At 63.1% G+C, this 23,928-nt stretch carries 23 protein-coding genes; 12 read left to right on the top strand and 11 right to left on the bottom strand.

Features of this window, described 5'->3' with window-relative positions:
- Positions 1–80 precede the first annotated feature (80 nt).
- Positions 81–752: a cyclic nucleotide-binding domain-containing protein gene (locus EHO51_RS12045; protein ID WP_124739101.1), complete on the bottom strand. Its 672-nt coding sequence runs from the start codon at positions 750–752 to the stop codon at positions 81–83.
- A gap of 107 nt (positions 753–859) precedes the next feature.
- On the opposite strand from EHO51_RS12045, the gene EHO51_RS12040 reads away from it, so the two are divergent.
- Positions 860–1,276 carry a secondary thiamine-phosphate synthase enzyme YjbQ gene (locus EHO51_RS12040; RefSeq protein WP_124739100.1) on the top strand — a complete coding sequence of 139 codons (417 nt, stop codon included), beginning with the start codon at positions 860–862 and terminating at the stop codon, positions 1,274–1,276.
- A 157-nt stretch (positions 1,277–1,433) separates the two neighbouring features.
- A complete protein-coding gene (locus tag EHO51_RS12035) occupies positions 1,434–2,708 on the top strand; it encodes a cell wall hydrolase (protein WP_164479391.1) in 1,275 nt (424 codons plus the stop codon).
- Between the two features lie 729 nt (positions 2,709–3,437).
- On the opposite strand, the gene EHO51_RS12030 is transcribed toward EHO51_RS12035, so the two are convergent.
- Both EHO51_RS12030 and EHO51_RS12025 read right to left on the bottom strand, forming a co-directional pair.
- Positions 3,438–4,103: an aminotransferase class IV gene (locus tag EHO51_RS12030; protein WP_124739098.1), complete on the bottom strand. Its 666-nt coding sequence runs from the start codon at positions 4,101–4,103 to the stop codon at positions 3,438–3,440.
- Complete coding sequence (locus EHO51_RS12025) at positions 4,052–5,236, bottom strand: aminodeoxychorismate synthase component I (protein WP_124739097.1); 1,185 nt, start codon at positions 5,234–5,236, stop codon at positions 4,052–4,054. The genes EHO51_RS12030 and EHO51_RS12025 overlap by 52 nt, the downstream gene beginning before the upstream one ends.
- Before the next feature lie 122 nt (positions 5,237–5,358).
- Between EHO51_RS12025 and EHO51_RS12020 the strand changes: the two genes are divergently transcribed.
- Positions 5,359–6,201 carry a TIGR00282 family metallophosphoesterase gene (locus EHO51_RS12020; protein ID WP_124739096.1) on the top strand — a complete coding sequence of 281 codons (843 nt, stop codon included), beginning with the start codon at positions 5,359–5,361 and terminating at the stop codon, positions 6,199–6,201.
- Between the two features lie 23 nt (positions 6,202–6,224).
- Here EHO51_RS12020 and EHO51_RS12015 read toward each other — a convergent pair whose 3' ends face one another.
- Positions 6,225–7,274, bottom strand: a complete 1,050-nt coding sequence (locus tag EHO51_RS12015; protein ID WP_164479390.1) for a bile acid:sodium symporter family protein — start codon at positions 7,272–7,274, stop codon at positions 6,225–6,227.
- 183 nt (positions 7,275–7,457) lie between these two features.
- Here EHO51_RS12015 and ypfJ point away from each other — a divergent pair, with 183 nt between their 5' ends.
- Positions 7,458–8,345: a KPN_02809 family neutral zinc metallopeptidase gene (gene ypfJ, locus EHO51_RS12010; protein WP_124739095.1), complete on the top strand. Its 888-nt coding sequence runs from the start codon at positions 7,458–7,460 to the stop codon at positions 8,343–8,345.
- 6 nt (positions 8,346–8,351) lie between these two features.
- Here the strand turns inward: ypfJ and EHO51_RS12005 are convergent, their stop codons facing one another.
- On the bottom strand, positions 8,352–8,921 hold the full coding sequence (locus EHO51_RS12005) for a transposase (RefSeq protein WP_124739094.1): 570 nt from the start codon (positions 8,919–8,921) through the stop codon (positions 8,352–8,354).
- Between the two features lie 69 nt (positions 8,922–8,990).
- Here EHO51_RS12005 and EHO51_RS12000 point away from each other — a divergent pair, with 69 nt between their 5' ends.
- From EHO51_RS12000 to EHO51_RS11990, 3 genes are all read left to right on the top strand, one after another.
- The gene (locus tag EHO51_RS12000) at positions 8,991–10,529 is read left to right on the top strand and encodes an NAD(P)H-hydrate dehydratase (protein ID WP_124739093.1); all 1,539 of its coding nucleotides are present in this window, start codon (positions 8,991–8,993) and stop codon (positions 10,527–10,529) included.
- 236 nt (positions 10,530–10,765) lie between these two features.
- Entirely contained in the window at positions 10,766–11,413 is a 648-nt protein-coding gene (locus EHO51_RS11995) for a carbonic anhydrase (RefSeq protein ID WP_124740138.1), read from the top strand.
- A gap of 41 nt (positions 11,414–11,454) precedes the next feature.
- Positions 11,455–13,020 carry a SulP family inorganic anion transporter gene (locus EHO51_RS11990; RefSeq protein WP_124739092.1) on the top strand — a complete coding sequence of 522 codons (1,566 nt, stop codon included), beginning with the start codon at positions 11,455–11,457 and terminating at the stop codon, positions 13,018–13,020.
- Between the two features lie 12 nt (positions 13,021–13,032).
- Here EHO51_RS11990 and EHO51_RS11985 read toward each other — a convergent pair whose 3' ends face one another.
- The 3 genes from EHO51_RS11985 to EHO51_RS11975 form a co-directional block, all read right to left on the bottom strand.
- Positions 13,033–13,647: a sel1 repeat family protein gene (locus EHO51_RS11985; RefSeq protein ID WP_245434574.1), complete on the bottom strand. Its 615-nt coding sequence runs from the start codon at positions 13,645–13,647 to the stop codon at positions 13,033–13,035.
- A 207-nt stretch (positions 13,648–13,854) separates the two neighbouring features.
- On the bottom strand, positions 13,855–14,622 hold the full coding sequence (locus tag EHO51_RS11980; RefSeq protein ID WP_124739091.1) for a glycerophosphodiester phosphodiesterase family protein: 768 nt from the start codon (positions 14,620–14,622) through the stop codon (positions 13,855–13,857).
- Positions 14,619–15,098, bottom strand: coding sequence for a RidA family protein (locus EHO51_RS11975; protein ID WP_124739090.1), 480 nt, complete (start codon positions 15,096–15,098; stop codon positions 14,619–14,621). Before EHO51_RS11975 ends, EHO51_RS11980 begins: the two co-directional genes overlap by 4 nt.
- A 108-nt stretch (positions 15,099–15,206) precedes the next feature.
- Between EHO51_RS11975 and EHO51_RS11970 the strand changes: the two genes are divergently transcribed.
- Positions 15,207–16,028 carry a cell envelope integrity EipB family protein gene (locus EHO51_RS11970; RefSeq protein ID WP_124739089.1) on the top strand — a complete coding sequence of 274 codons (822 nt, stop codon included), beginning with the start codon at positions 15,207–15,209 and terminating at the stop codon, positions 16,026–16,028.
- Between the two features lie 16 nt (positions 16,029–16,044).
- Here the strand turns inward: EHO51_RS11970 and EHO51_RS11965 are convergent, their stop codons facing one another.
- Complete coding sequence (locus EHO51_RS11965) at positions 16,045–17,088, bottom strand: hypothetical protein (protein ID WP_124739088.1); 1,044 nt, start codon at positions 17,086–17,088, stop codon at positions 16,045–16,047.
- Between the two features lie 166 nt (positions 17,089–17,254).
- Between EHO51_RS11965 and EHO51_RS11960 the strand changes: the two genes are divergently transcribed.
- The 3 genes from EHO51_RS11960 to EHO51_RS11950 all read left to right on the top strand — a co-directional run bounded on the left by EHO51_RS11960 (position 17,255) and on the right by EHO51_RS11950 (position 19,431).
- On the top strand, positions 17,255–17,824 hold the full coding sequence (locus tag EHO51_RS11960; RefSeq protein WP_124739087.1) for a pyruvoyl-dependent arginine decarboxylase: 570 nt from the start codon (positions 17,255–17,257) through the stop codon (positions 17,822–17,824).
- Entirely contained in the window at positions 17,821–18,741 is a 921-nt protein-coding gene (gene speB / locus EHO51_RS11955; RefSeq protein ID WP_124739086.1) for an agmatinase, read from the top strand. Before EHO51_RS11960 ends, speB begins: the two co-directional genes overlap by 4 nt.
- Positions 18,742–18,867: 126 nt before the next feature.
- Positions 18,868–19,431, top strand: a complete 564-nt coding sequence (locus EHO51_RS11950) for a hypothetical protein (protein ID WP_124739085.1) — start codon at positions 18,868–18,870, stop codon at positions 19,429–19,431.
- A 28-nt stretch (positions 19,432–19,459) separates the two neighbouring features.
- On the opposite strand, the gene EHO51_RS11945 is transcribed toward EHO51_RS11950, so the two are convergent.
- Together EHO51_RS11945 and EHO51_RS11940 are read right to left on the bottom strand one after the other, a co-directional pair.
- Complete coding sequence (locus EHO51_RS11945; protein WP_124739084.1) at positions 19,460–19,981, bottom strand: hemerythrin domain-containing protein; 522 nt, start codon at positions 19,979–19,981, stop codon at positions 19,460–19,462.
- 56 nt (positions 19,982–20,037) lie between these two features.
- Entirely contained in the window at positions 20,038–22,110 is a 2,073-nt protein-coding gene (locus EHO51_RS11940; RefSeq protein WP_124740136.1) for a catalase, read from the bottom strand.
- 314 nt (positions 22,111–22,424) lie between these two features.
- Between EHO51_RS11940 and EHO51_RS11935 the strand changes: the two genes are divergently transcribed.
- Positions 22,425–23,441, top strand: a complete 1,017-nt coding sequence (locus EHO51_RS11935; protein ID WP_245434573.1) for a sensor histidine kinase — start codon at positions 22,425–22,427, stop codon at positions 23,439–23,441.
- Positions 23,442–23,928: the final 487 nt, after the last annotated feature.

Genomic DNA, 23,928 nt, shown 5'->3' with positions numbered 1-23,928 from the left:
CGCGCGGTCAGCCGCTCGTCATGGCCGGGCTTGTCCCGGCCATCCACGCAGGAGAGACGCCGCGCGCGCTCCGCCGCGCCTCACGCGCTCTCCAGTTCCTCGCCGCGGTGATTCATCTCAAAGCGGCGCACGATCAGCCGCACGAGATAAAGGCCGAATTCGGGGTTTTGAAAATAGAGCTGTTCGAACTGCTCATAGGTGATGACGAGCAGACTGACGTCGCTTTTGCAGCGCGCCGTCGCGGTGCGTTTGCCGTTGGTCGTAAATAGCGCCATCTCGCCGAAAATGGCGCCGGGCGAGAGAAGCGCGCCGCGTTCGACGATTTCGACTTGTCCTTCGACGACGACAAAGGCCTCGTCGGCTGCGTCGCCCTTCATGAAGACCGCTTCGCCGCGTCGCAGCGTGCGCGGATGCATGAAGGGCTTCAGCCATTCGATGTTCAGGTCGGTGCCGTTGGCTACGCGCACGCTGGCGATGAGCTTGCGCATTTCGCGCATGCGGGTGAAATTGAGCGGCAGGTTGATGGCATGTTTGGCGATCGTCGGCGGGCTGGCGATGATGAGCCCCAAGGTCACGCCGAGCACATTGCCAAGCATCGCCGTGATGCGCAGCGGGATCATCCGCTTCATGTAAGCGGCGCCGACGACCGTGGACGCTTCGGCCCAGGCGAGCGCCGTCAGCGCCACCCCGCCGACGGTCTTTCCCGTATCCGACGCGGCCCAGCTCATTAGCGTATCGATCAGTTCGGACATTGCAGCTTCCATCCTTACGGCGCGCTTAACCTTTGCGCGTAACCAAGACAAGCGTTCAAAAAGCCTGCGGGACTGGACTTTCCCATGCGCTTTCGCACATTCGCTCCATGCGACAAACGAGCCGAATCCTGCGGATCGACACAACCGGGCGCGGATTTTACGAATTTACCGAGGCCGTCCGCGACTTTGCCCGCGGCGCGCGGATGACGCAGGGGCTGGCGACGGCGTTCTGTCGCCACACCTCCGCGTCGCTGCTCATTCAGGAAAACGCCGATCCCACCGTGCTGAGCGATCTCGAAGCCGTCTTTGCAAGGCTCGCGCCCGAAGGCGCGGATTACGCCCATGATACGGAAGGCACTGACGACATGCCGGCGCATATCCGCGCCGCGCTCACGCAGACTCAGCTCTCCATTCCCCTCATTGGCGGCGCGCTGGCGCTTGGAACTTGGCAGGGCGTCTTTCTTTTCGAGCACCGCCGGCGGCCGCACCGGCGCGAGGTCGCGCTGCATCTGATCGGCGAATGATCGCGCCGTTGCGTCATTCTGGCACGATGGCGGCGCCGCGCCGGCAACGGTTCCGCAAGGCTAATGAACGATAAGGTTTTGCGAAGGATCGCATCCGAGGCGGAGCGACGCAAATCGCGGCGCCTTGCCAGACGCGCCGTCGCACATGGATCAGTCTATGCGTCGTCAGTCGAGAACGCGTTTCGTGCGCAGAGGGGTTGCGCCCTGGGTCTTTAGCGTAACGGCGCCCTGGGCGCTCGGCGTCGGCATGCTGGTCTCCTTCACCGCAGTCGCCGGGCAGGACCCCGTCGCCGATTGGCGCGTTTCTCCGCTCGCGGCGCGCGCGCCCGGGGCGCTGGCGCTCGGCTTCAGCGAGGCGGCAAGCGGCGATTACGGCTTCTATGGGCCCAGCCGCGCCCAAATTCAGCAGGCGCGCCTCAACGTCGGCGGCCCGGAGGAGGGCGTTTCCGACGAGCGCGAGCCGCATGTCGATCTCAAGCCCGACGTGAAGCATTTTCCCCAGGTCGATCGACGGCATAAGGGCGATCCGGTGGTCGCCATGCGGCCCGGCTTCGAGACGCGCCGGCCACAGCCTGCAAATTTAGGGCTGAGCGAATCGCCGCCACTCTCCTTCGGCCTCGATGGCAAGTCGACTCGGCCGACGGCGACGCCGCTTGCGCCTCGCGGCAAAACCCCCGGCGACGAAGCGCTCGAAGAGGCGGACGCGGGCTCCGCGCCGGAGCCGGCGACGACGCAAAAGTCGATGGCGGCCGCCTCGCCGGCGCAGAGTTCGTCGATCTCGACGCCGACGGGGGCCGACGCGCCCCGCGACCTCGGGCGGGAGGCGCTGACCGAACGCGCCCTTCATGGGGCAAGCCCGCAGACGCCGCGCGCCGTCGCGCTGGGCTCATCGACGCCGGCGCAGCCGGACGCCGTGCCCATCGAAGTGTCGTCCTTCCCCGGCGCGACGCTGGCGCTGTCGACGCCAGGCCAGGCGTTGAGCGCGTCACGTCCGGATTACGCCGCCTCAATCGATCCGGAAAAGCTTGGCCGCGAGGCCCGCTGCCTGGCGGAAGCGGTTTATTTCGAGGCCCGCAGCGAGCCCGAGGCCGGGCAGGCCGCCGTCGCGCAGGTGGTGCTCAACCGCGTTCAGAGCGGGCTTTATCCTGCAAGCGTCTGCGGCGTCGTTTATCAGAACCGCTATCGCTATCGCGGCTGCCAGTTCTCCTTCGCCTGCGAGGGCAAGTCGCTCCGCATCACCGAAGGCGACGCCTGGGAACAGGCGGTGCGCGTCGCCAAGGAGGTCATGGCGGGTCGAACCTACATCTCCGACGTCGGCCGTTCGACGCATTACCACGCCAATTACGCCCATCCGCGCTGGGCCCGCGCGCTCCGAAAGATGGATGTTATCGGCAGGCATATTTTCTACCGGCTGAAACCGGGGCAGACCTGATTTTTTATAGCGCGACAGATCGGATGGTTAAGCGGGACTCGGCTCCGGGCGCGCGAAAGCGTTGTCGTCCAACGCGCCTCCCGCTGTTGCCGTTCCGTGCCGCCTGGGCGGGAACAAGCAAAGCGGGGCTCGCGTTACAGGGGTGGACGTTGGGGTTTTACAAGGACCTGGCTGAGCCTAGACGAAGGAGTTCTACCAATGACGAACTCACGCAAGATAATTACTGCGGCGCTCGCCGCCACTATGGCGATCGGTATGATGTCAATTTCCACCCCAGCTTCCGCATGGAGCCGCTGTGTCAGGGATGGGGGGCACCGCCAATTGGGCTACCACGGCATGGCGCCGGGCGTGGCGACAAGCTACCCGTATAGCTACGGCTATGACGGCTCTGCCTCGGGGTCCGGCTATTATGGCTCTGGGAACATCGGCTATTACGGCGCCGCTCCGTCCGCGACTGTCGCGAGCGAGGGGTATTACTGTGCGACCAACGTGAAGACCTGCTTGCTCAACGAGCCCGGATGGCTCGGGACTGGTTGTTCCTGCAAAGTGTCGTTCGGCCGTGCACGCGGGATAGTTGAATAAAGCGTAGCAAATAAGCTGCGGCCGAGATAAGCAATCGGCCGCAGTGTTTCGATAAATTGTCAATAAGGCGGCGAGCCTAAGTATCGCAGCGCTGCTGCTGTTTGGGCGCGAACGAGAGCGAGAGGGTCGCTTTCGGCCGCTCGCCCGTTAATCGACGAGCCGCGCGCGAACCAGCCCGCGCACCGAATTGCCGAGAAAAAACTCTGACTGCGAAATATCTTCGAGCCGCAGAACCGACTCGCGGGCGCGTCCTTGCGCGATGAGCGCGGCGCGCAGCGTTCCCGGCAGCAGGCCGCAGGACTGCGGCGGGGTCAGCAAAATGTCGCCATGAGGCGCGAAGAGGTTGCAGCGCGCCGCTTCGCAAAGCTCGTCGCGCTCATTTTGAAAGACAACTTCATCGGCCCCGTAGCGCTGCGCCGCCTCGGCGAGCGCGTCTTCATAGAGCGCGCGCTGCGTCGTCTTGTGCCGCAACAGCGGATCGGCTGAGGAAAAGCGCCGCTTTGCGACGGCGACGCGCCAGACGGTATCGCTCGGAATCGGCTCAATCGGCGTGACGGCGGTTTCGATAGTTCCGTCGCGCGCCAGGACCAGCCGCACGCGAAGGCGCCCGTTCGACGTCCCCGCGACAGCGGCGTACAGCGCGTCGCGGACTCGCGCCTCATCATCGGCGAAGCCGAGCGCGGCGCTCGAAGCCGCAAGCCGCGCGAGATGTTCGGCCAGCAAGCCGAAGCCCTCGTCGCGCGTCCACAGCAGCGTTTCGATCAGGCCGAAGTCGTTCTCGCGCCCGTCAGAAAGCGCGCCTTGATTAGACATTCCTCATACTCTTCGCGCGCGCGGGAGTCGGCGACGACGGCGGAGCCGACATTGCAAACGAGGTCGCCTTCCGGAAAAATGGTCAGCGTGCGGATCGCGACGTTGAAACGAATGTCGCCATCAGGCGCGATGACGCCGAGCGCCCCGCAATAGACGCCGCGCGCGGCACATTCGAGATCGCGGATGATTTCCATCGCGCGGATCTTGGGCGCGCCGGTCACCGAGCCGCAAGGGAAAAGCCCGGTGAACAGATCCTTCAGCGTCACGTCGTCGCGCAGCCGCGCCTCGATGCCCGACGTCATCTGATGCAGCGTCGGATAGGTTTGGATGGTGAAAAGATCCGTCACTTTCACGGTGCCGACGACGGCGAGGCGAGAGAGATCATTTCGAAGAAGATCGACGATCATCAGATTTTCGGCGCGTGACTTTTCGTCTTCGACGAGATATTGCGCGCGCGCCATGTCTTCGGTCGGCATCACGCCGCGCTGCGCCGTGCCTTTCATCGGGCGAGCGCGAATGTCGCGGTCCTGCGCCTCGAAGAAGACTTCCGGCGACAGCGACACGACGGTTTCGGCTTCCAGCGCGACGACGCCGCCATAAGCGACCGGCTGGCGCTTGCGCAGACCGCGATACAGCGAAAGCGCATCGCCGTCATAGCGTCCGTACAGGGGGAAGGTGAGATTGATCTGATAAACGTCGCCGGCGAAAATATAGTCTCGGCACGTGTTGAATCGCTGCGTGTACTCCTCCTGAGTCCAGGCAGGGGATAGCGGAACGTTCGGCGCCGCGCTCTCGGCGGGCGGCAGCGACCAGGGCCGCGGCGCTCGAAACGCGCCGAAAAGGAGCAGCGGCGTCTGCGCGTCGGGCGTCGCTTGAGCGGCGAATCTGGGCTCGAGCGCATAGCCGAGTTCGTAACCCGCGTAGCCGGCGAGATAGAGGCCCCGCTTCGTCGCCGCCTCCATGCGTTCGAACGCCGCCGCGACGTCTTTCGCCGCGCGCGCGACAATGATCTCTTCCGGCTCCTCGAACAGCAGCGCCTGTCCGTCGCTGCGGCCGTCTTCGAAAACGACGTAAGGCCGCGCCGGCGCGTCTTTTTGCGTCAGGACGGCGGGGCGTTCGGCGGCGTCTTGCATTTTTGGCGGGGCTCGCAATGGAATGTGATGTTACATCAGCCGGCTCCAGTTATGAAACGCCGCGTCGTCGCGCAACCTCCGATCCGCTTTGCTCTGGCGGCGCGCGCGGGCTATGACGGCCCATGTCGAAATCCCCGCCGCTCCGCATTCTCTTCATCGGCGACGTTCTGGGCCGTTCGGGCCGCGCGGCTTTATCGCGCTTTGTGCCGCGACTGCGTGAAAAATGGGCGCTCGACTTCGTCGTCGCCAATGGCGAGAACGCCGCCGGAGGCTTCGGCATCACCGAAGCGATCTGCGATGAGATGCTCGGCCTTGGCGTTGATTGCGTCACGCTCGGCAATCACGCCTTCGATCAGCGCGAGGCGCTGGTTTTCATCGAGCGCCAGCCGCGGCTGCTGCGCCCGGTCAATTATCCGCCGGGAACGCCGGGACGCGGCGCCAGCCTCTATACAGCGGCGCGCGGGCAGCAGGTGCTCGTCGTCAATCCGATCGGCCGGGTCTTCATGGACGCGCTCGACGACCCTTTTGCCGCCATCGAGCGCGAGCTGGGCGCCTGCCCGCTTGGCGTCGGATGTGACGCCATCTTGATCGACATGCACGCCGAGGCGTCGAGCGAGAAAATGGCGATGGCGCATTTCGTCGACGGCCGCGCGTCCGTGGTGGTCGGCTCGCACACGCATACGCCGACCGCCGACGCGCAGATCCTGCCGGGAGGCACCGGCTATCAGACCGACGCGGGCATGACGGGCGATTACGACTCCGTCGTCGGCATGGACAAGGAGGAGCCGCTTCGCCGCTTCCTGCGCAAGACGCCCGGCGCGCGCTATGAGCCCGCCAATGGCGAAGCCACCTTCTGCGGCGTGGCGGCCGAAATCGGCGCCGACGGGCTGGCGACGATGATCTCGCCGGTGCGGCTCGGCGGCCGGCTGCGGGAGGAGTGGCCGAAGGAATGGGACGCGTCGTGAACTGCGCAGGTTTTCGCTAAGGTCTATCGAGATGCCGCGCGATCGACGAGCGACGCAGCAAAATGCTGGACGAGGTTGTAAAGGATGACCGGCAGCATCACTTGCGGATGCTCGGCAAGGGCCGTTGAGGCAAGCACCAGCGCCGTGCCGTTGTTGTTCATCCCCAGACCGAACATCATCGAAGCTGTGTCCGCCCGAGTGGCGTCCAAGGCCCGGGCGAGACCGTAGCCAGCCGCGAACATCACGAGGCATAAGCCGCCGACGATCGCCAGAATCGCCGCCAAAAAATCCAAGTCGGGATGAGCGACGACGTTCGGCAAGGACAGCGCCGCGTTCGAATAATTGAGCAGCGCCAGGACGATCATATTCGCGATCTTCAGGTAAGGGCTTGCGACTCCGACCCCGGCTTGCCCCACGAACCTGTTGACCGCGAGTCCTAAAACCGTCGGCAGGATCACCCATGCGCCGAGAAAGGCGAATGCGCCGCCGGAGGCGAGTTCGTGCAGGTCTTCGGAATAGTCCCCGATCGTCACATAGCCGACTCCATGCAGAACAAGCGGCGTCAGTATCGGACTGAGCAGCGTCGTGAGCAGCACGAGTGAGAGGCTGAGCGCGAGATTGCCATTCGCATTTTGCGACCAAGCCGTCGAAGCGCCCGCAATCGGCATGGATGCGATAAGCGCGAGTCCAACCAGGATCTGTTGAACCTCTTGGGGATTGTGCCAAAACAACAGCGTGCCGCTCATCGCGGCGATAAAGGCGAGCGGCACCAGAATATTGGCCGCCAACCCTGACGCCAAGAGGGTCGGCCGGCCCAGCAAATTTTTGATGTCGGCGGTCTTGGCGGAGAACCCTGCATTGAAAAGCAGGAGCGCCAACATGATCGTCGGCGGCGAAACATGCAGCTTCACCGCGAAGAGATCGAGTGGCGCGAGTTCTACGCTGCGAATCTTCAGGCCGGCCGTTGGCCAAAGCGCGGCTGCACAGTAGGAAGCTCCGACGATGTAAATAAAATAGTGATGAATAAAACCCGCTATTGTTTGAGCGTGACTCTTATTTTCAAGAGGCTTCATCGCGAGGCTGCCGCTGGCTGAACGAGCTGAAGTTGAGATCTTTGCATGTGTTTTGCGCCCAAACGGTTGCGGTCGGCGTCTGCGCGCCGGCCGCCGCCTGCATAAACTCTACCAAGAGCCGATAAGCTCGCTTAAATAGCCATCGAGCAGCGCCCCCCGGGCGCCGGTCCGGAGCGCGCGAATATGAAATGGGAAGATCTCCAGTCGTCCGAGAATATCGAGGATCGCCGCGGCGGCGGGCCGATGGGAGGCGGGCCCCGCATGGGCGCGGGGGGCCTCGGCCTTGGCACGATGGTGATTCTCGGATTGATCGGCTGGGCGCTTGGAATTAACCCCGCGATTCTCATCGGCGGCGCGCAGATGATCAACAATATGCGCCAGGAGCGCGAGGTGGCATTGCCCCGCCAGGAGGCGCCGCGGCAAAGCGCGCCGACCGATCAACTGGGGCGCTTCGTCGCAAAGGTGGTGGGCTCCAACGAGCAGGTCTGGTCGCGAGTGCTTCCCGAGCAAAAGGGCGTGCGCTTTCAGCCGCCGCGGCTCGTTCTCTTCAACGGCTACACCCAGTCGCGCTGCGGAACGGCGCAGTCGGCGATGGGGCCGTTCTATTGTCCGATTGACCAGCGCATCTATCTCGACACGTCCTTCTTTCGCGACATGCAACGGCGCTTCGGCGGCGGCGGCGATTTCGCCTATGCCTATGTAATCTCTCATGAGATGGGCCATCACATCCAAAACTTGCTGGGCATTCTGCCGAAGATTCAGAGGGCGCAGCAACTCGCCGGCAGCCGTTCGGAGGCCAATGCGCTTTCGGTGCGCGCGGAGCTGATGGCGGATTGCCTCGCCGGGGTCTGGGCCAACAACGCCAACAAGCAGAAGCCCATTCTCGAAGAAGGCGACATCGAACAGGCGGTCGCTTCGGCGCAGGCGATCGGCGACGACCGGCAGCAAAGGGCGACTCGCGGCTATGTGGTGCCGGATAGCTTTACGCATGGCTCGGCGGCGCAGCGCACGCAATGGCTGCTGAAAGGCTTGCGCACGGGCAGCATCGACGCCTGCAACACGTTCAATTAGTGAAAGCTACAAGACTCGGCGGGCGCGGGTCCTCAGATCGGCTCCCCGCATCTTTCGCGCAAGTCGCGCGAGATCCGCGCCTTCGGCGGATAAGAGCGCGCTTTTTGGCGCAATGAGCCCCACCGGACGCGCCAGACCCGGCGCAAGACGAGTGATCAAGGAATCCGGAGCCAGCCGAAGCGTTCGGGCGCGGCTGGCGTCGCCAAAGGCAAAAAAATCCTGCGCTTCCTCGGCGAAGTCGCGCTCAACGGCGAAACCGGCCAGCAAAAGGAGAAGATGGTCGCGCTGCGCCGCTTTCACCGCCTGCGCCAAGCCGTCGGCGGCGTGCGGCGTTTCGATCAGCGCGCAGCCGGCTTCATCGGCGATCCGGGCCAGGCCTCGTCCCGGCGCGGCGAGAATCAGAGCGTCGGCGATCAGTCCTTGAACGCACGACTCGACGAGCGAACCGAGGCTGCGCGCCACGGCCTCCCGGCGCAGCGGCGCGGCGGGAGAGTCAAAGGCGATGAGCGCGGCGGTCAGCATGTCCATCATGACATACCGGAAACCGAGGCGCGACGGAATGCGGCGCCGCGTCATCGGGCGTTGCGTCCATCTTGTGAACCGGCGCCCATTGCGCGGGCGGCGGCCTTCGGTCACCATCGCGCCATGCCCTCCGCTTTCCCGCTCGAAATCCTCACGACGGATCAAATGGCGCGCGCCGATCGCCTAACGATCGAGAGCGGCGTGCCGGCGATGTCGCTGATGGAGAGCGCCGCCGCGGCGATCGCGCGGGCGACCAGCCAAATTCTCCAACGCACCAGCGGGCGGCGGGTCTTGGTGCTCTGCGGTCCTGGCAACAATGGCGGCGACGGTTTTGTCGCGGCGCGGCTGCTGCGCGCGCTGCGCTATAAAGTCCGCGTCGCTTCCCTGACCCCGCTCGACCAATTGCGCGGCGACGCGGCGCAAGCGGCCGCTGCTTGGCCTTGTCCAGTCACGTCCGCGCTCGACTGCAGCTTCGACGGCGTCGATCTCGTGATCGACGCTCTGTTTGGGACCGGCCTCGCGCGCGATCTGGATTCGAACGCAAGCGCGCTCGTCCGCCGCCTGAACCGCTGGCGTCGCGAAAGCGGCCAGAACGTCGTCGCCGTCGATATTCCCAGCGGCGTCGACGGCACGACCGGCGCGGTGCGCGGCGCGGCGGTGGAGGCCGACGCGACCGTCACCTTCTTTCGCGTGAAGACGGGCCATCTGCTATTGCCCGGCCGTCTGCATTGCGGCGCGCTCACCTGTACGCATATCGGCATTCGACCCTCCGCGCTCGATTCGCTCGCCGTTGAGACGTTCGTCAACATGCCGCAGCTCTGGCGCGACGCGCTGCCGCTGCCGCAAGTCGAGGGCCACAAATATTCGCGCGGCCACGCGCTGGTCGTTTCGGGCGGCGCCTCCTTTACAGGCGCCGCGCGGCTTTCGGCGGCTGCGGCCTTGCGCGCCGGCGCGGGCCTCGTGACGCTCGCCAGCCCAATGGAAGCGCTCGCGGTCAACGCCAGCGCGCTCACGTCCGTCATGGTTCGGCCGGCCGACGGCGCGAACGGCCTCGCCAAGGTTCTCTCCGATGAACGAAAGAATGCCGTGGCCATCGGTCCGGGGCTGGGCGTCAGCGAGGAAAGCTGCGCACAGGTCGAAACAGCGCTTGCGCCGCAGGCCTATCGCCGCGCCGCGGTCCTCGACGCGGACGCGCTCTCGAGCTTCGCCGGCGATCCAGAGCGGCTGTGGCGCGCAACGCGCGCTGCGCCGGGCCCGGTGGTGATGACGCCGCACGCCGGCGAGTTCGCGCGGCTCTTCGCCGCTTGCGAGAGCGACTGCGGCTGCCGCTCGAAACTCGACAAGGCGCGCGAGGCGGCGCGCGCCAGCGGCGCAGTTGTGCTCTTCAAGGGGGCGGACACGGTCGTCGCCGCACCGGACGGACGCGCCTCAATCCTCCCTTATGCGACGCCGTGGCTTGCCACCGCAGGCTCGGGCGACGTCTTGACCGGCGTCATCGCCGGCTTGCTGGCGCAGCGCATGGACGGCTTCCTCGCGGCGTCCTGCGCCGCCTGGATGCATGCGCGCGCCGCCGAGATTTTTGGACCCGGGCTGATCGCCGATGATATCATCGCCGCCTTGCCGCAGGTGTGGCGGGAACTCTGCGCGGCCCAACAAAAGTAGGCCCGAAGCGAGCGGCGTCCTTGGCTGTTTTATGAGCGTGGCCCCATGCGCCGATAAGCCGGCGGACACTTGTGGTGACCTCAAGACCTTCGTAGACTCGCCTGCTTGAGCGAGGGCGCTCGACTTCGACGATAATCGCCGTAGTTCGCGCTCCTGTCCGAGCGGCTTCCGTCGCTGTCACATTGCTGTCGCAGCCAGACCGCTTTTGAGGCGATGGCCGAAAGAAAACGGGCGTGATGAAATCCTTCGAAAAATTGTTGCTTGAGAACAAAGCCTGGGCCGAGGAAGTCCGTGAGCGCGATCCCGGCTATTTCGAACGTCTCGCGGCCAATCAGAAGCCCGAATTCTTGTGGATTGGCTGCTCTGACAGCCGCGTGCCCGCCGACATCATCGTCAACGCGCTGCCGGGCGCCATTTTCGCGCACCGCAACATCGCCAATCAGGTGATCGCCACGGACTTCAACTGTCTCAGCGTCATTCAATACGCTGTGCAGGTGCTCAAAGTTCAGCACGTCATCGTCTGCGGTCACTATAATTGCGGCGGCGTTCGCGCGGCGCTTGACCGACAGCGTCCCGATCTGGCGCTGCTCAATAAATGGCTGATGCATATCAAAGACGTCTATCGAATGCACAGAGATGAGATCGACGCGCTCAACTCTCAGACGGAACGCGCCAACCGACTGGTCGAAATCAATGTGATCGAGCAGGTGATGCGTTTGTCGCAACTTTCGATTGTTCAGACCGCCTGGAAAGAGGACCAGCAGCCGATGCTGCACGGCTGGGTGTTCGGACTCGACGATGGAATCCTGCATCAGCTCATCACATTGCCGCCGGGCAGCGAAGTGGACGTCATCTATCAGCAACATGGCGGCGAGGATTTCTAACCGGCCGCGCGGCATACACCGCCCATAGGGAGAATTCAGGCGTGTTTAGGAGACATCTCGACTATTACGTCCGCTACCTCGATCATGACATTCCGGCGGGGGTCGTGGTGTTTCTCGTCGCGGTGCCGCTGTGCCTCGGCATTGCGGTCGCTTCCGGCGCCCCGCCGTTCTCCGGAGTTATCGCCGGGATCATCGGCGGGCTCGTGGTGTCTCTTGTCAGCGGTTCGCAGTTGAGCGTTTCGGGTCCTGCCGCAGGCCTGACCGTCATTGTCGCGGCCGCGGTCGAAAAACTTGGTTTTGACGCCATGCTGCTTGCGGTGGCGCTGTCGGGCCTCCTGCAAGTGGTGATGGGTTTTCTGCGGGCGGGCGTCATCGGCGCGTTTTTTCCGTCAGCCGTGATTAAGGGCATGCTCGCGGCGATCGGCTTGATCCTGATCATGAAGCAGCTGCCGCACGCGGTTGGCTACGACGCCGACGCGGAAGCCGACTTGTCGTTCCTCGAGGATGACAGCCACACGCGTCTCTCCTTCCTCTGGGACGCCTTTCGCTCTTTTTCGACGGGAGCGGTGATCGTCAGCCTTGTATCGCTCGCGATCATGCTCCTTTGGGATACGCCCTACATCAAGAAGCATCGCTACCTTTCGATCGCGCCCGGTCCGCTGGTCGCGGTGCTGTTTGGCATCGCCTATAACGTCGTGGCTCAGACGCTGTTTCCCTCTTTGGCGATCGCGCCGCAACATCTCGTCAATCTTCCCGCCATCTTTGGACCGATAGATTTCGCGCGGGAGTTCAACTTTCCGGACTTTACCCGGCTGATCGATGTCCAGATCTACGTGACCGCCGCCACTTTGGCGCTGGTCGGCAGCCTTGAAACGCTGCTGAGTCTCGAAGCAGTCGATAAGCTCGACCCACTCAAGCGCATCGCGCCGACCAATCAGGAGCTCAAAGCGCAGGGCGTCGGCAATTTCCTCAGCGGTATGTTGGGCGGATTGCCGATCACCGCAGTGATCGTGCGCAGCTCCGCCAGCATCGACGCCGGCGCACACACCAAGGTGGCGTCCTTTGTCCACGGCGTGCTGCTGTTGCTCAGCGCGATGTTCCTGGCGAGCGTGCTCAATATGATTCCGCTCGCGTGTCTTGCGGCGGTGCTGCTGCTGACGGGCTACAAGCTCGCGAAGCCGAAGCTCTTCGTTCAGCAATATGAAAAGGGATTCAACCAGTTTGCGCCCTTTGCCGTGACGATCGGCGCAATTCTCTCGACGGATCTCCTCAAGGGCATGGCGATCGGCATGGCCGTTGGGCTCTTCTTCGTGTTGCGCGCAAACTATCACTCCGCATTCACGCTCACGCGCGACGGGCGGAACTACCTGCTGCGCCTGCAAAAGGATGTGTCCTTCCTCAACAAGGCGCAACTGCGCAACTACCTCGAGAATGTCGAGGAGAACAGTTACCTCGTGATCGATGGCACGCGCGCCGGCTTTATCGATCAGGACATCATGGAGACGATTCAGGATTTCATAAAGGCTGCGAGCGATTACAATATCCGCGTTGAACTCAAGGACATGCGGGGACTGGAGCCAGTCAACGGATTGGTCCCTGCCGAATAGCGCCGCGGCGAGTCACATCGACGTCAGCGCGCGGCGGGAAAAATCGCAGGCGGCGAATTCTGGGTCGAGCCTGCAGGATTTCCTGTAGGAGCGACGCGCGAGGGCGACGCTTTTCTTGACGCCCTCGCCGTTGTGGTGCGCCTGTCCGAGCATGGCGCACCCCCAAGGATCGTTTTTGTCGCAGGCGATCTTAAAGCTACGAGATTGACAGCGCTCGCTGGCCTTGGCCGAAAGCCGCTCGAGCGGATCGCCCTCTTCGGCGGCGTTGCGCATATGCGCGGCGCGGTTGGTGCAGCCGGAGGCCTTGCCAAGCGCACAGGCCATGGCGAACAGGAGCTGCGCGTAGCGCGGCGCGATGACGCTTTCGTTCTCCTGAAGCGCAAGCGCCAACCGGAAGCAGTGTTCGCCGCTGCGCTTGCCAATGCAGGCTTGATAGCATTCCTCAGGGCGGGCTGCGCAGTGATCGCGCGTAACCGCTTCATCACCCAGGAGCAATCCGCCAAGCGAGGCTTCCTCACGGAAGACGTCCGCTGGACAGGCGCGCGCGGTGGATTGCAGCGTCTTGTCGCGATCCATTTCGCCTGTTGCGCGGCGGGCGCCGTCAGCGTCGAAGGATCCGTTTTTCACGTCGGCGATGGCTGTTCCGACTCCCAGGATCGCCGCTATCCCAATTGTTAGCACAAGGCGAATTGAGCGTCCGCGCTGGCGCATGGCGATGTTGCTCCCGTCGATCGAGGGGCGCTCGATTGGGATCCATGTCGCGCCCGATCGGCTCTGCTAACAAGAATTGTCGCTTGGGCGGATGCGGCGGCGCACGCCGCGCGACTCGATCGCTTATGGCGCGAAGCCCTCGAAGACAATCTGATCGGCCCATTCTCGCGCCCGCGCCGCCATCTCCGGCGAGCGCACGGTCCAGGTCGTCACGGGAACCTTGAGCGCCTCGCGCAGCAGCAGCGGAATCGCGTGCGGAAGATCGCGCACGCGCCAAGACAGGAAGTCCGGCAGCGTGCGCTTGTAGTGCAGAAAGTGGGTGAGCTCCGCGCGCTGTGCGGTGGACAGCTGCGGCCAATCATCTGCGTCGTAATGCGCCTCGCCAACGACGCCAAGCGGCCGATGCGCGATCCCGAGCGCGGCGGCGCGCGCGCGAAGAAAGGCGATCTGATCGGGGTCGAAACTTTCGACGGCGACGGGACCGCTGTAACGCGCTAGCGCCAGCGCCGTGCGCTGCGCGGCGGTCGTGTCGCCATCGAAGGCGCTCTTGATCTCTACAATGATCGGCGTTCGCCCGCCGATCTCGGCGAGAAACTCGGAAAATCTCGGAATGGCGTCATTGGCGCCGCGCAGCCTCAGACGACTGAGCTCATTTGCGCTGCGCATCGCGACAGCCCCGGCGCTTTCGGTCAGGCGCTCCAGCGTCTCGTCGTGAAATACGACGAGTTCGCCGTCGGCTGTGAGCTGCACGTCGCATTCGACGCCAAAGCCCGCGGCGATCGCCGCGCGGGCGGCAGAAATTGAATTTTCGATCACGCCCTTTGAGGCATCATGCAGTCCGCGGTGGGCGATCGGCCGCGCCGTCAGCCACGAAAAATCCCGGGAGTTCACGGAAGAATCTCGAAGATTCCTTCCACCTCGACAGCGGCGTCGAGCGGCAACTGCGCGACGCCAACGGCGAAGCGCGCATGTTTGCCATTCTCGCCCAACACGGCGGCGACGAGATCGGAAGCGCCGTTGACAACCTGCGGCAGAGAAGCGAAGTCGGGCGCGCTGTTGACATAGCCGCCGAGCCGCACGGCGCGCAGTTTCGAAAGATCGCCGACGGCGGCGTTGGCTTGGGCGAGGACGTTGAGCGCCGCCTGACGCGCGGCGGACTGCCCGGCCTCAAGCGAGACGCCGGCGCCGAGCTTGCCTTGATGCGCCGGGTCGACGCCATTGGCGCCGAGCGGCAGCTGTCCCGATATGAACAGCAAGGCGCCTGCGCGCACGAAAGGAACATAGTTGGCGACCGGCGCGGCCGCGGCGGGTAGAGTCAGTCCCAGCGCTTGCAGCCGCGCGAGCGGGGTGTCGGACGGTGCGGTCATAGCGCCTCCTCAAAGAGAAAGTCGTTGCTCCCAATGGAGCGCGACCCTAGTTTCCTACTCCACCCGACGCAATGGCGTCGCAGGCGCCGCCACACAGAAAGAGGTCCGATGATTTCGTTACGCGTGCTGGCCGCCGCGATCTGCGCGGCGACGCCGGTTGGCCAGGCGTTCGCCGAGCGCGGATTGCCGCTCGCCAATCACCGCGCTGTTTATGATCTGAGCCTGTTGAAATCGAGCGGCGCGAAGGCGCCGGCGCAGGCGCGCGGTCGGATCGCCTTCGACTTTTCCGGGTCGGCCTGCGAGGGCTATGTGCAGAACTTTCGCCAGATCACCGAATTGCAGCCCTCGGAAGGGGCGGCCAAGCTCTCCGACATGCGTTCGGCGACATTCGAGGGCGGCGACGGCGCGGAGTTTCGCTTCAAGGTGGAGACCAAAGTCGACAACTCACGGACCGATGAAGTCGACGGAAAGGCCAAAAAATCCGCCGACGCCCGGCTTGCCATTGATCTTGCAAAGCCAAAGCGCACGCGCCTGGAGCTGTCCGGTCCGATGCTCTTTCCGACGGAACATCTGCGCAAAATCGTGGAAACGGCCGCGGCCGGCGAACAGCTGCTGGAAGCGCGGGTCTTCGACGGCACGGGCGACGGCGAAAAGGCGTTCGATACTTTAACGGTCATTGGCAAGCCGACGACCGAGCCGCCCCAGGAAAAAGTCGCGCGCGTGAATGCGCTCAACAATATCCGTCGCTGGCCGGTTGCGATTTCCTATTTCGAGCTGGGCAAGAAGGACGGGCAGCCGATTTATGTGCTGTCGTTCGACCTTTATGAAAACGGCGTCTCGCGCGCGCTGAAGCTCGACTACGGCGACTTCGTCCTGCGCGGCGACATGACGGATCTCGTGTTGCAGCCGACGCCGACCTGCAAAAAATAGCGCGGCGTTCAGCGGTTCACCGGAGCAACAGCGCTACGATTTTGCGCGCGATGGATCGCGGCCGCCAAAAGATCGCGGCGTGGATATCGAGAGTCTGGTCCAAAAAATCCGCCGTCGGCGGAACGGCGAGGAGCGTTGCATCCTCTGGAGCGCGCCTCAGCGCCGCTTCGTCGTCGGGCATTGCGATGGCGACGCCGCGGTCCGTGACGATCGCGCGCGTCACGTAATGCAGCAGCATGAGATTGGCGACGATCTCCTGCATCTTCGAGCGCGGATTCTTGCGGTAGACGCATCGCGGCGCGCGAATGAGATATTCGCCGCTTCTGTCATCGGAACGCAGCATCAGCGCGACGAGATGGCCGCTTCCGGGCCAATAGCATTCGCTCTGTCGGTTGAGACCAATGAACGCGCCTTCGAAAACCTTCGATTCTATGTGATGTAGCTCGCATGCCCCGCGACGTTGCGCCTTGGTCGCGTCGACGTAATCGAAGCGAATCTCGGCGTTGGGCGCCAAGGGAACGCGCGCGTCGCCGATCCGGCTCAGCACTGCGGCGGCCACCGCCGTTGAGGCGTCGATCGTCAGATGGTTTTCGTCCTGAAAATGCGCCGCCGTCGGGCTTCCCGAGAAAATCTCGTCAAGCCAGATGGCGGGCGTCGCATAACGCGTCGCCGCGTCCGCGTAGAGCCGATGCGCGCGCCGCGTTGCGCTGCGCAGCGCTTTGGAGGCCGTCGGCCGTGGGTCCAGACAGAGAAACAGCAGGCGGATTCGACGCCGGGCGCAGCAGGCCGCGATCGCTTCGAGCGTGTCGGCGACGAGCTTCGGGCGCAGGCAGCCGGCGGCGAAAAGCAGAACGTCGTTGAGACAATATTCGAAAATGATGACGTCCGGAGAAGCCGTCGCGTCGCGCTCCATCTTCAAAAGCGCCAGCAAACCGTAGAGCGACCCTACCGCGCCGAGAAAACGATTCTCGACCTCGTGCTCGGACGCCTGCCGTTGAAATTGGAAGGCCCAGCCTTCCCGCATTCCGGCGTTGGAGCCGCCGAGTAGCAAAATTTTCATGCCATGGAGATATGTTGCGCCAAACTGTCGCCCGCCGCGGCCCGCTTGACGATGCTAGCCGGTTCGCGCGCGCGAGGCCATAGACGAAGCATGCTAAAATGCTTATGGCCGAACGGGCGCCTTGTCCTAATTGAGGCGGTGGTCTTTGCGCGAGGGAGCGCGTTCGATGTTTCCCATTCCACAATGCGTCTTTCTCACGCGCGGCGTCGGCGTTCACCGCCATCGTCTGACGGCGTTCGAATATGCGCTGCGCGACGCCGACATCGAACAGCAGAATCTCGTGGCGGTGTCGTCCATTCTGCCGGCGGGATGCGAAATCATTCCGGTGGAGCGGGGCGTCGCGACGCTTCAGCCTGGCGAAATCACTTTCACGGTGCTTGCGCGCGCCGAGACCGACGAGCCCGGACGGCGCATCACGGCGAGCATCGGCCTCGCGCGGCCGAGGGAGCCGACGCTCTACGGCTATATTTCGGAACATCACGGCTATGGCATGACGGAGCGCGAGAGCGGCGATTATGCGGAAGATCTCGCGGCGACGATGCTCGCTTCGACGCTCGGGATCGAATTCGATCCTGACGCCGCCTGGAATGAGCGCAAGAAGGTCTATGAAACAAGCGAACTGATCGTCGAGAGCCTGTCTTTGACCGCGGCGGCCGAAGGCGCTCCGAACGGCGATTGGACCTGCGCGGTCGCCGCGGCGGTGTTCCGTTTCGTTAAACTCGATGGCTTGGCATGAGCGGGACGCCGACATTCGCCGCGCCGCCCACCTTCCTCGGCGTCGCCCCGGGCGCCGACGCGGCGGTTGTCGTCGCCGGCGTCCCTTTCGACATCGGCACGACCAACCGCAGCGGCGCGCGCTTCGGGCCGTCGGCCATCCGTCACGCCAGTCGCATGTTGATCGACGGCGAGCATCCCTCGCACTGGACGTCCCCCATCGATCTGCCGCTCGCCGATGTAGGGGATTTCGCCATCGCGCTGGGCGACATCGCCGCAAGTCTGAAGCTCATCGAGGATCAGGCGTCGGCCTATGCGCATCTCGTGACGCTTGGCGGCGACCATGGAGTCACACTGCCTCTCTTGCGCGCCTGCGCGAAAAGACGCGGCCCGCTGGCGTTGATTCATTTCGACGCTCACGTCGATACATGGCCCGATAATTTCGGCCAGCCCTATGCGCATGGCTCGATGTTCTATCATGCGATCAACGAAGGCGTCGTCGATGCGCGCCGCATGATCCAGATCGGCATTCGCTCGCCGGTGCAACGCGAAGTCTACGACTGGACGGTTGGACAAGGCGTCACGATCGTCGCCGCGCAGGAGGCGCATGAGATTGGGCCAGCGGCGATCGCCTCGCGGATCGTCGAAGTCGTCGGCGACGCCCCGGTCTATTTGACGTTCGACGTCGACGCGCTTGATCCGGCCTTTGCCCCGGGGACCGGCACCCCCGAAATCGGCGGTCTGGCCACCTGGCAGGCGCAGTCGATCATCCGCAAGCTCGCCGGTCTGAACTTCGTCGGAATGGACGTCGTCGAGGTGGCGCCGGCCTATGATGTTTCCGAAATCACCGCGCTCGCCGGCGCGACGATGGCCTGGGAATACCTCTCCCTGCTGGCGGCCTCTGCCGATACTTCCCGGTCCGCCTTGCGCTCTCCTTAGCTCCTTCGCCAGCGTCAATGCGGCTCTTGCCAAGGGCCGGCCTTCGGCAGCACTCTGCCCCGAACAGCCGGATGCGGCGGGACGCTTCGAAGCGGATCGAGGCGTGCAAGGCTAGGGGAGGGCGGCATGTCCAATGCGGAGCGGCGGGCGCGAGAGGTGGTTGGCGTTTTCTCGGACGGCTATGTGCTCGAGAGCGCGGTCGAGGAATTGTTGAATTCGGGGTTCGACCTTGGCGACATCAGCCTGCTTGCGGGCGAAAAGGCCGTGGTCGGCAAGCTCGGCCATAAATATGAAAAGGTGGAGGCGGCCGAAGACGACGGCGCCGCCCCGCGTGTGGCCTATGCGCCGAGGGAATCTTTGAGCAAGAAAGAGGGCGCGATCATTGGCGGTCTTGTCTACGTCGGCGCCACCGTAGCGGCCGGCGCAGCGCTCGCGTCAGGCGGAGCCCTGGCGATGCTTCTCGTGAGCGGCTTGATAGGCGCGGAATTTGGCGGCCTCATCGGCGTCGTGCTTGGCGAGTTCATGGAGGAGCGTCACGCGAAATATCTCCAGGAGCAACTTGACCATGGCGGCTTGTTGCTCTGGGTGCGAACGCGAAACGAGGCGCTTGAGGAAACCGCCAAGCGCATTATCGCCAAACATTCCGGCCGCGACGTGCATGCGCATGACGTGCCTGCCGCCGCGGCGTGAATGATGTTGAACGTTGAAGCGGCCGCGATCAGGCCGCTTTTTTCATCAGTTCGGCTTTACGCTTCGATAGCTTCACGCCCAAGGCGTCGAGGTCGACCTCGCTCTTGCGCGCCTCCGGAAACATTTCCTGCTCTTCTTCTTGGACATGATGCATGACATATTCGCCAAGCACCTTGACCTTTGCATCGAAGAGATGGTCTTGCGGCGACATCGAGAGGATTTCCGCGATCAGCTGTTTGGCGCTTGCGTGCTCAACTTCTGCTTCGTCGAGAAGCTCTTCGTCGTCGATGCTCTTGCGCAGCGCCGGATAGAAGATTTCCTCTTCGATCTTGGCGTGAACGGTCAGCGCGGCGCAAATTTTTCGGGCGAGCTCTTCCTTCTCGGTTTCCTTATCGAGCTTTTCGTACTGTTTGAACCAGGTTTTCACCTCACGGTGATCCTCTTTCAGGAGCTTGATGGCGTCCGCCGTTTTGGTGGCGGTGGCCGACGTCTTTGCGCCCGTTCGGGGCTTCGACGTTTTCGTGCTGCCGCCCGTGCTTGCCGTTGGCATTTTGGTTCTCCTGTTGCGCGGTTGTTAACTTGGCTGTTCTGTCATGCGTGACCGCATCACGCATCCAGATCGACCGTCAGTTCTCTGGGCCAGTAACGAAGTTCGGCGCAGGCCGCGATGAACGCGGCCGCGTCCTTGACGGTCGCAAGCTGAATGCACGCTTCGTCCAGCGCGTCGGCGACGCCGGCTTTCTCCAGCAGCGGCAACGCGCTCTTGGTGAAGCCGATGAACTTGCAGTGTGCGAAGGCGTCGCTTGCAAAATCGCGCGCGGCGGCGTCGGCGACGAGATCCGCGGCGCCGGTCTCCGACGCGACGATGGCGACGGCGTCGAACAGCACCGACGGTCCTCCGTCGATCTTTTGCGCGGCGGGCTGCAGGGCGCCGTCGTCAAGCACCACGCCGCCGATGTGCGGCGCGACAATCTCGTAAACCGCTCCGATCTTTTCAACGGCCTCAATCAGCGCCTTCAACAGCTTTGCATCGGCGCCGTCCGTCGCGAGAATCCCGAGCTTCCGCCCCGTGAAGGATTTGGGACGCGCCAAAATGCTCAACGCCGCGGATGGGGGAAGCTCTTGCCGAGTCGGGCGCGCGGCCTTCGCCGGATCGGGCATTTCAAGCCGCAAGCCGTCAGCCACGCGCGTCGCGAGCGCAACGTCAATGTTTAAGAGATGCGACACGACACGAGAGCGGATGTCCGGGCGCTCGCACTTGCTCAATTCAAACGTCAGCGCGTCGCCAATATGCTTGCGCTCGATGGGCGTCTGGCTGATCAAGAATTGGCGCGCCTGGCTGTAGTGATCGGCGAAGCTTTCGGAGCGAAGTCTCGTCTTCGGCCCGGCGACTTCTTCCGGGAATGACGTGAAGCCGCGCTCGGGATTTTCGCGCGGTCCGCCGAGCGCGCCCCAACTGTTGGGCTCGTAATTGGCGCGGCTCTTCGGGTTCTTCATCGCCATATGCCCGTCCTGCTGGAAATGCGCCATCGGGCAGCGCGGCGCATTGACGGGAAGATGGGTGAAGTTCGGGCTGCCGAGCCGCTTCAACTGTGTGTCGAGGTAGGAGAAGTTGCGGCCTTGGAGCAGCGGATCGTCGCTGAAATCAATGCCGGGAACGATGTTCTGCGTGCAGAAAGCGACCTGTTCGGTCTCCGCGAAGAAATTGTCCACGGTGCGGTCGAGCACGAGGCGGCCGACGATCTGCACCGGAACCTGCTCTTCGGGAATGATCTTGGTTGAGTCGAGAATGTCGAATTCGAACTTTTCGGCGAACTCGTCGTCGAAGAGCTGGACGCCGAGCTCCCATTCCGGGAAATGTCCGCCCTTGATGGCGTCCCACAGATCCCGCCGATGGAAATCGGGATCGGCGCCATTGATCTTGACCGCTTCGTTCCAGAGCACTGACTGCAGCCCGAGCTTCGGCTTCCAGTGAAACTTGACGAAAGTCGACTTTCCCTTTGCATTGACGAAGCGGAAACTGTGCACGCCAAAGCCTTCCATGAAGCGGAAGGAGCGCGGGATGGCGCGATCGGACATGATCCACATGATCATGTGAAAGCTTTCGGGTGAAAGCGAAACGAAATCCCAAAAATTGTCGTGCGCCGACTGCGCCTGAGGAAAGCCGCGATCGGGCTCAGGCTTCGCCGCATGAATCAGGTCGGGGAACTTTATGGCGTCCTGAATGAAGAAGACCGGCATGTTGTTGCCAACGAGATCCCAATTGCCTTCTTGAGTATAGAACTTAACCGCGAAGCCTCTCACGTCGCGCGCCAGGTCGAACGATCCCTTGCTGCCGACCACCGTGGAGAACCGAACGAATACTGGCGTTTGGTCGCCGACGCGCTGAAACAGATCCGCTCGCGTCACATCTGCGAGCGATCTCGTGAGCTCGAAGTAGCCATGCACGCCGAATCCCCGCGCGTGAACGACGCGTTCAGGGATGCGCTCGTGGTCGAAGTGGAAGATTTTTTCGCGGAAATGGAAGTCGTCGATGAGGCTCGGACCGCGCGCGCCAATGCGAAGCGTGTTTTGGTCATCGGAGACCGGGATGCCCTGCTGCGTGGTGAGCGTCTCAACTTCGTCGTTCGCGGTCTGGTGCGTTTCACCGCCGTCGCCTTGCGGCTGCGCGTAAGACATCTCAGTCTCGGCCGCCAGAATATCGGGTTGCGCGATTTGACTCTTTCCGGCGTTCACGTTGGCGGATTTGACCGGATTGCGCTTTGAGCCCATCAGAAAACTCCAAAAAAAACCGCGACGAAACGCGAGTGTCCCGTGAGCGAAACCTCAGGCGATCTGACTTGTTCCCCAAAAAGGAAAATTCTCTCGGAGCCAAGAGAAGCTCAGAGCGTTGAAGACGTTTGATACGGGGAACGAATGCCCTGCCTAGCGCTGCGGGCAACGCATTCGATCTTGTTCGGAACTATGCGCTATGCAACTATTCGCGGGCCCGAGTGGGAGGAAATCACGGGATTTCGGCAAGTTACGTCAAGGTGCTCAAGGTGGCGTGGGCGACGAAAGTCTACAGGGCGTCGAAAAGAATAGAGGGTGCGCCCTCCTGGATCGTTGCTCTGGCATTATTCGGCGCGAGCCTGTCTGTTCGCATCCTGTTGGATCACTGGCTCGATCCGATGAAGTTTCTCACCTTTTATCCGGCGATCGCGGCCAGTGCGCTGCTGTGCGGCTGGCGTCAGGGCGCAGCGGTGTTGGCGCTCTCCGCTGTGTCGGGGTGGTATTTTTTCTTCGAGCCGCGCAACTCGTTTTTGCTTAGAGACCAGAACGCAATATTCCCACTGATCGGATTTCTCCTCGTCGGCGGCTTTTTGCTTATTCTCGTGGCGGGAATGGCTGATCTGATCAGGCGTCTGGAAGCGGCGAACCAGGTGCAGGTCAGCCTGTTTCGCGAGCTTCAGCATCGCGTCGCAAACAACCTCCAAATTGTCCTGGCGATGATCAGCAACGCCCGGCGGGGGGTGCTCGACGTGACGGCCGCCGAACGGATCGCGGCCGCTGAAGATCGGATCGCGGCGATGTCGGCGTTGCATCGCCGGCTTTACGACAAAACAAGCTACGAACAGGGCCTCGCGCCTATTCTTGACGAGATGTTGCGCAACGACTTTGGCGACCTGCCGGTCCAGCTGTCGTTAGATATATCCCCGGAGGCAAAATTGTCCCTTGATCAGATGACCGCGGTGCTTCTTCTGGTCAATGAAGCCGCGCTCAACGCCGTCAAGCACGCTTTCGAAAAAGGCGCGGGATCAAAATTCGAAGTCGCCTTGCTCAAACAGGGGAACGGCCGCCTGCAGCTCATCGTTCGCGACGACGGTCCCGGAATCGCGCCGGCGTCTGCGGTCGCGTCTGGCTCTCTCGGCATGAGCATCATGCAGGCCTTTGCGCGTCAGCTGGGCGGATCGCTGGAGATGAACGCCTCCGCCGGCACGACGTTGATGGTGGAGTTCCCGGGCGACTAGCGGCGCAAGCGGGCGGTCGCGAGCCATCCCATTTGCGGGCGCCTGGGAGGCGCCGATGCCGCTCACAGGAAATGTCGCTGAGCGGCGCTGGCATGTCGAGAGCTTCGTAAGGACGCTCAACGCGACGAAGCGCGCAAGATGCTGCCGGACGGCGAATGATCCAAACTGCGCGGTAGCCCCGCACTACGGCCTGAAGTTCCGATCGCCGTTATTCATCCGCCCAATGCTTAAGCCAGGCTGCCGGTTTTCCGGTCACGGCGTGCACACCAAAGACGCTCCCGCGCCAGTTTTAAATGCGTCCAATTTGCGACTTAGGCGCTTTTTGGCACTATTGTGACATCGCTCAAAGAAATTGGTGAGCAGTTGATTGCATACATATTGACTTGCGGGACGGCATCAATTAGCGGATATGCTGCAATGCACTTTAGGCTAGGAATGTTACCGCTCGAATACCTCATATTGCTTTAATCGGAGAGGCTGGGATGCC

It is taken from the genome of Methylocystis rosea (assembly GCF_003855495.1).
GTDB classification, from domain to species: Bacteria; Pseudomonadota; Alphaproteobacteria; order Rhizobiales; family Beijerinckiaceae; genus Methylocystis; species Methylocystis rosea_A.
The sequence above is the reverse complement of the archived record's forward strand: the minus strand, read 5'-3'. Positions and strand labels throughout refer to the sequence as shown.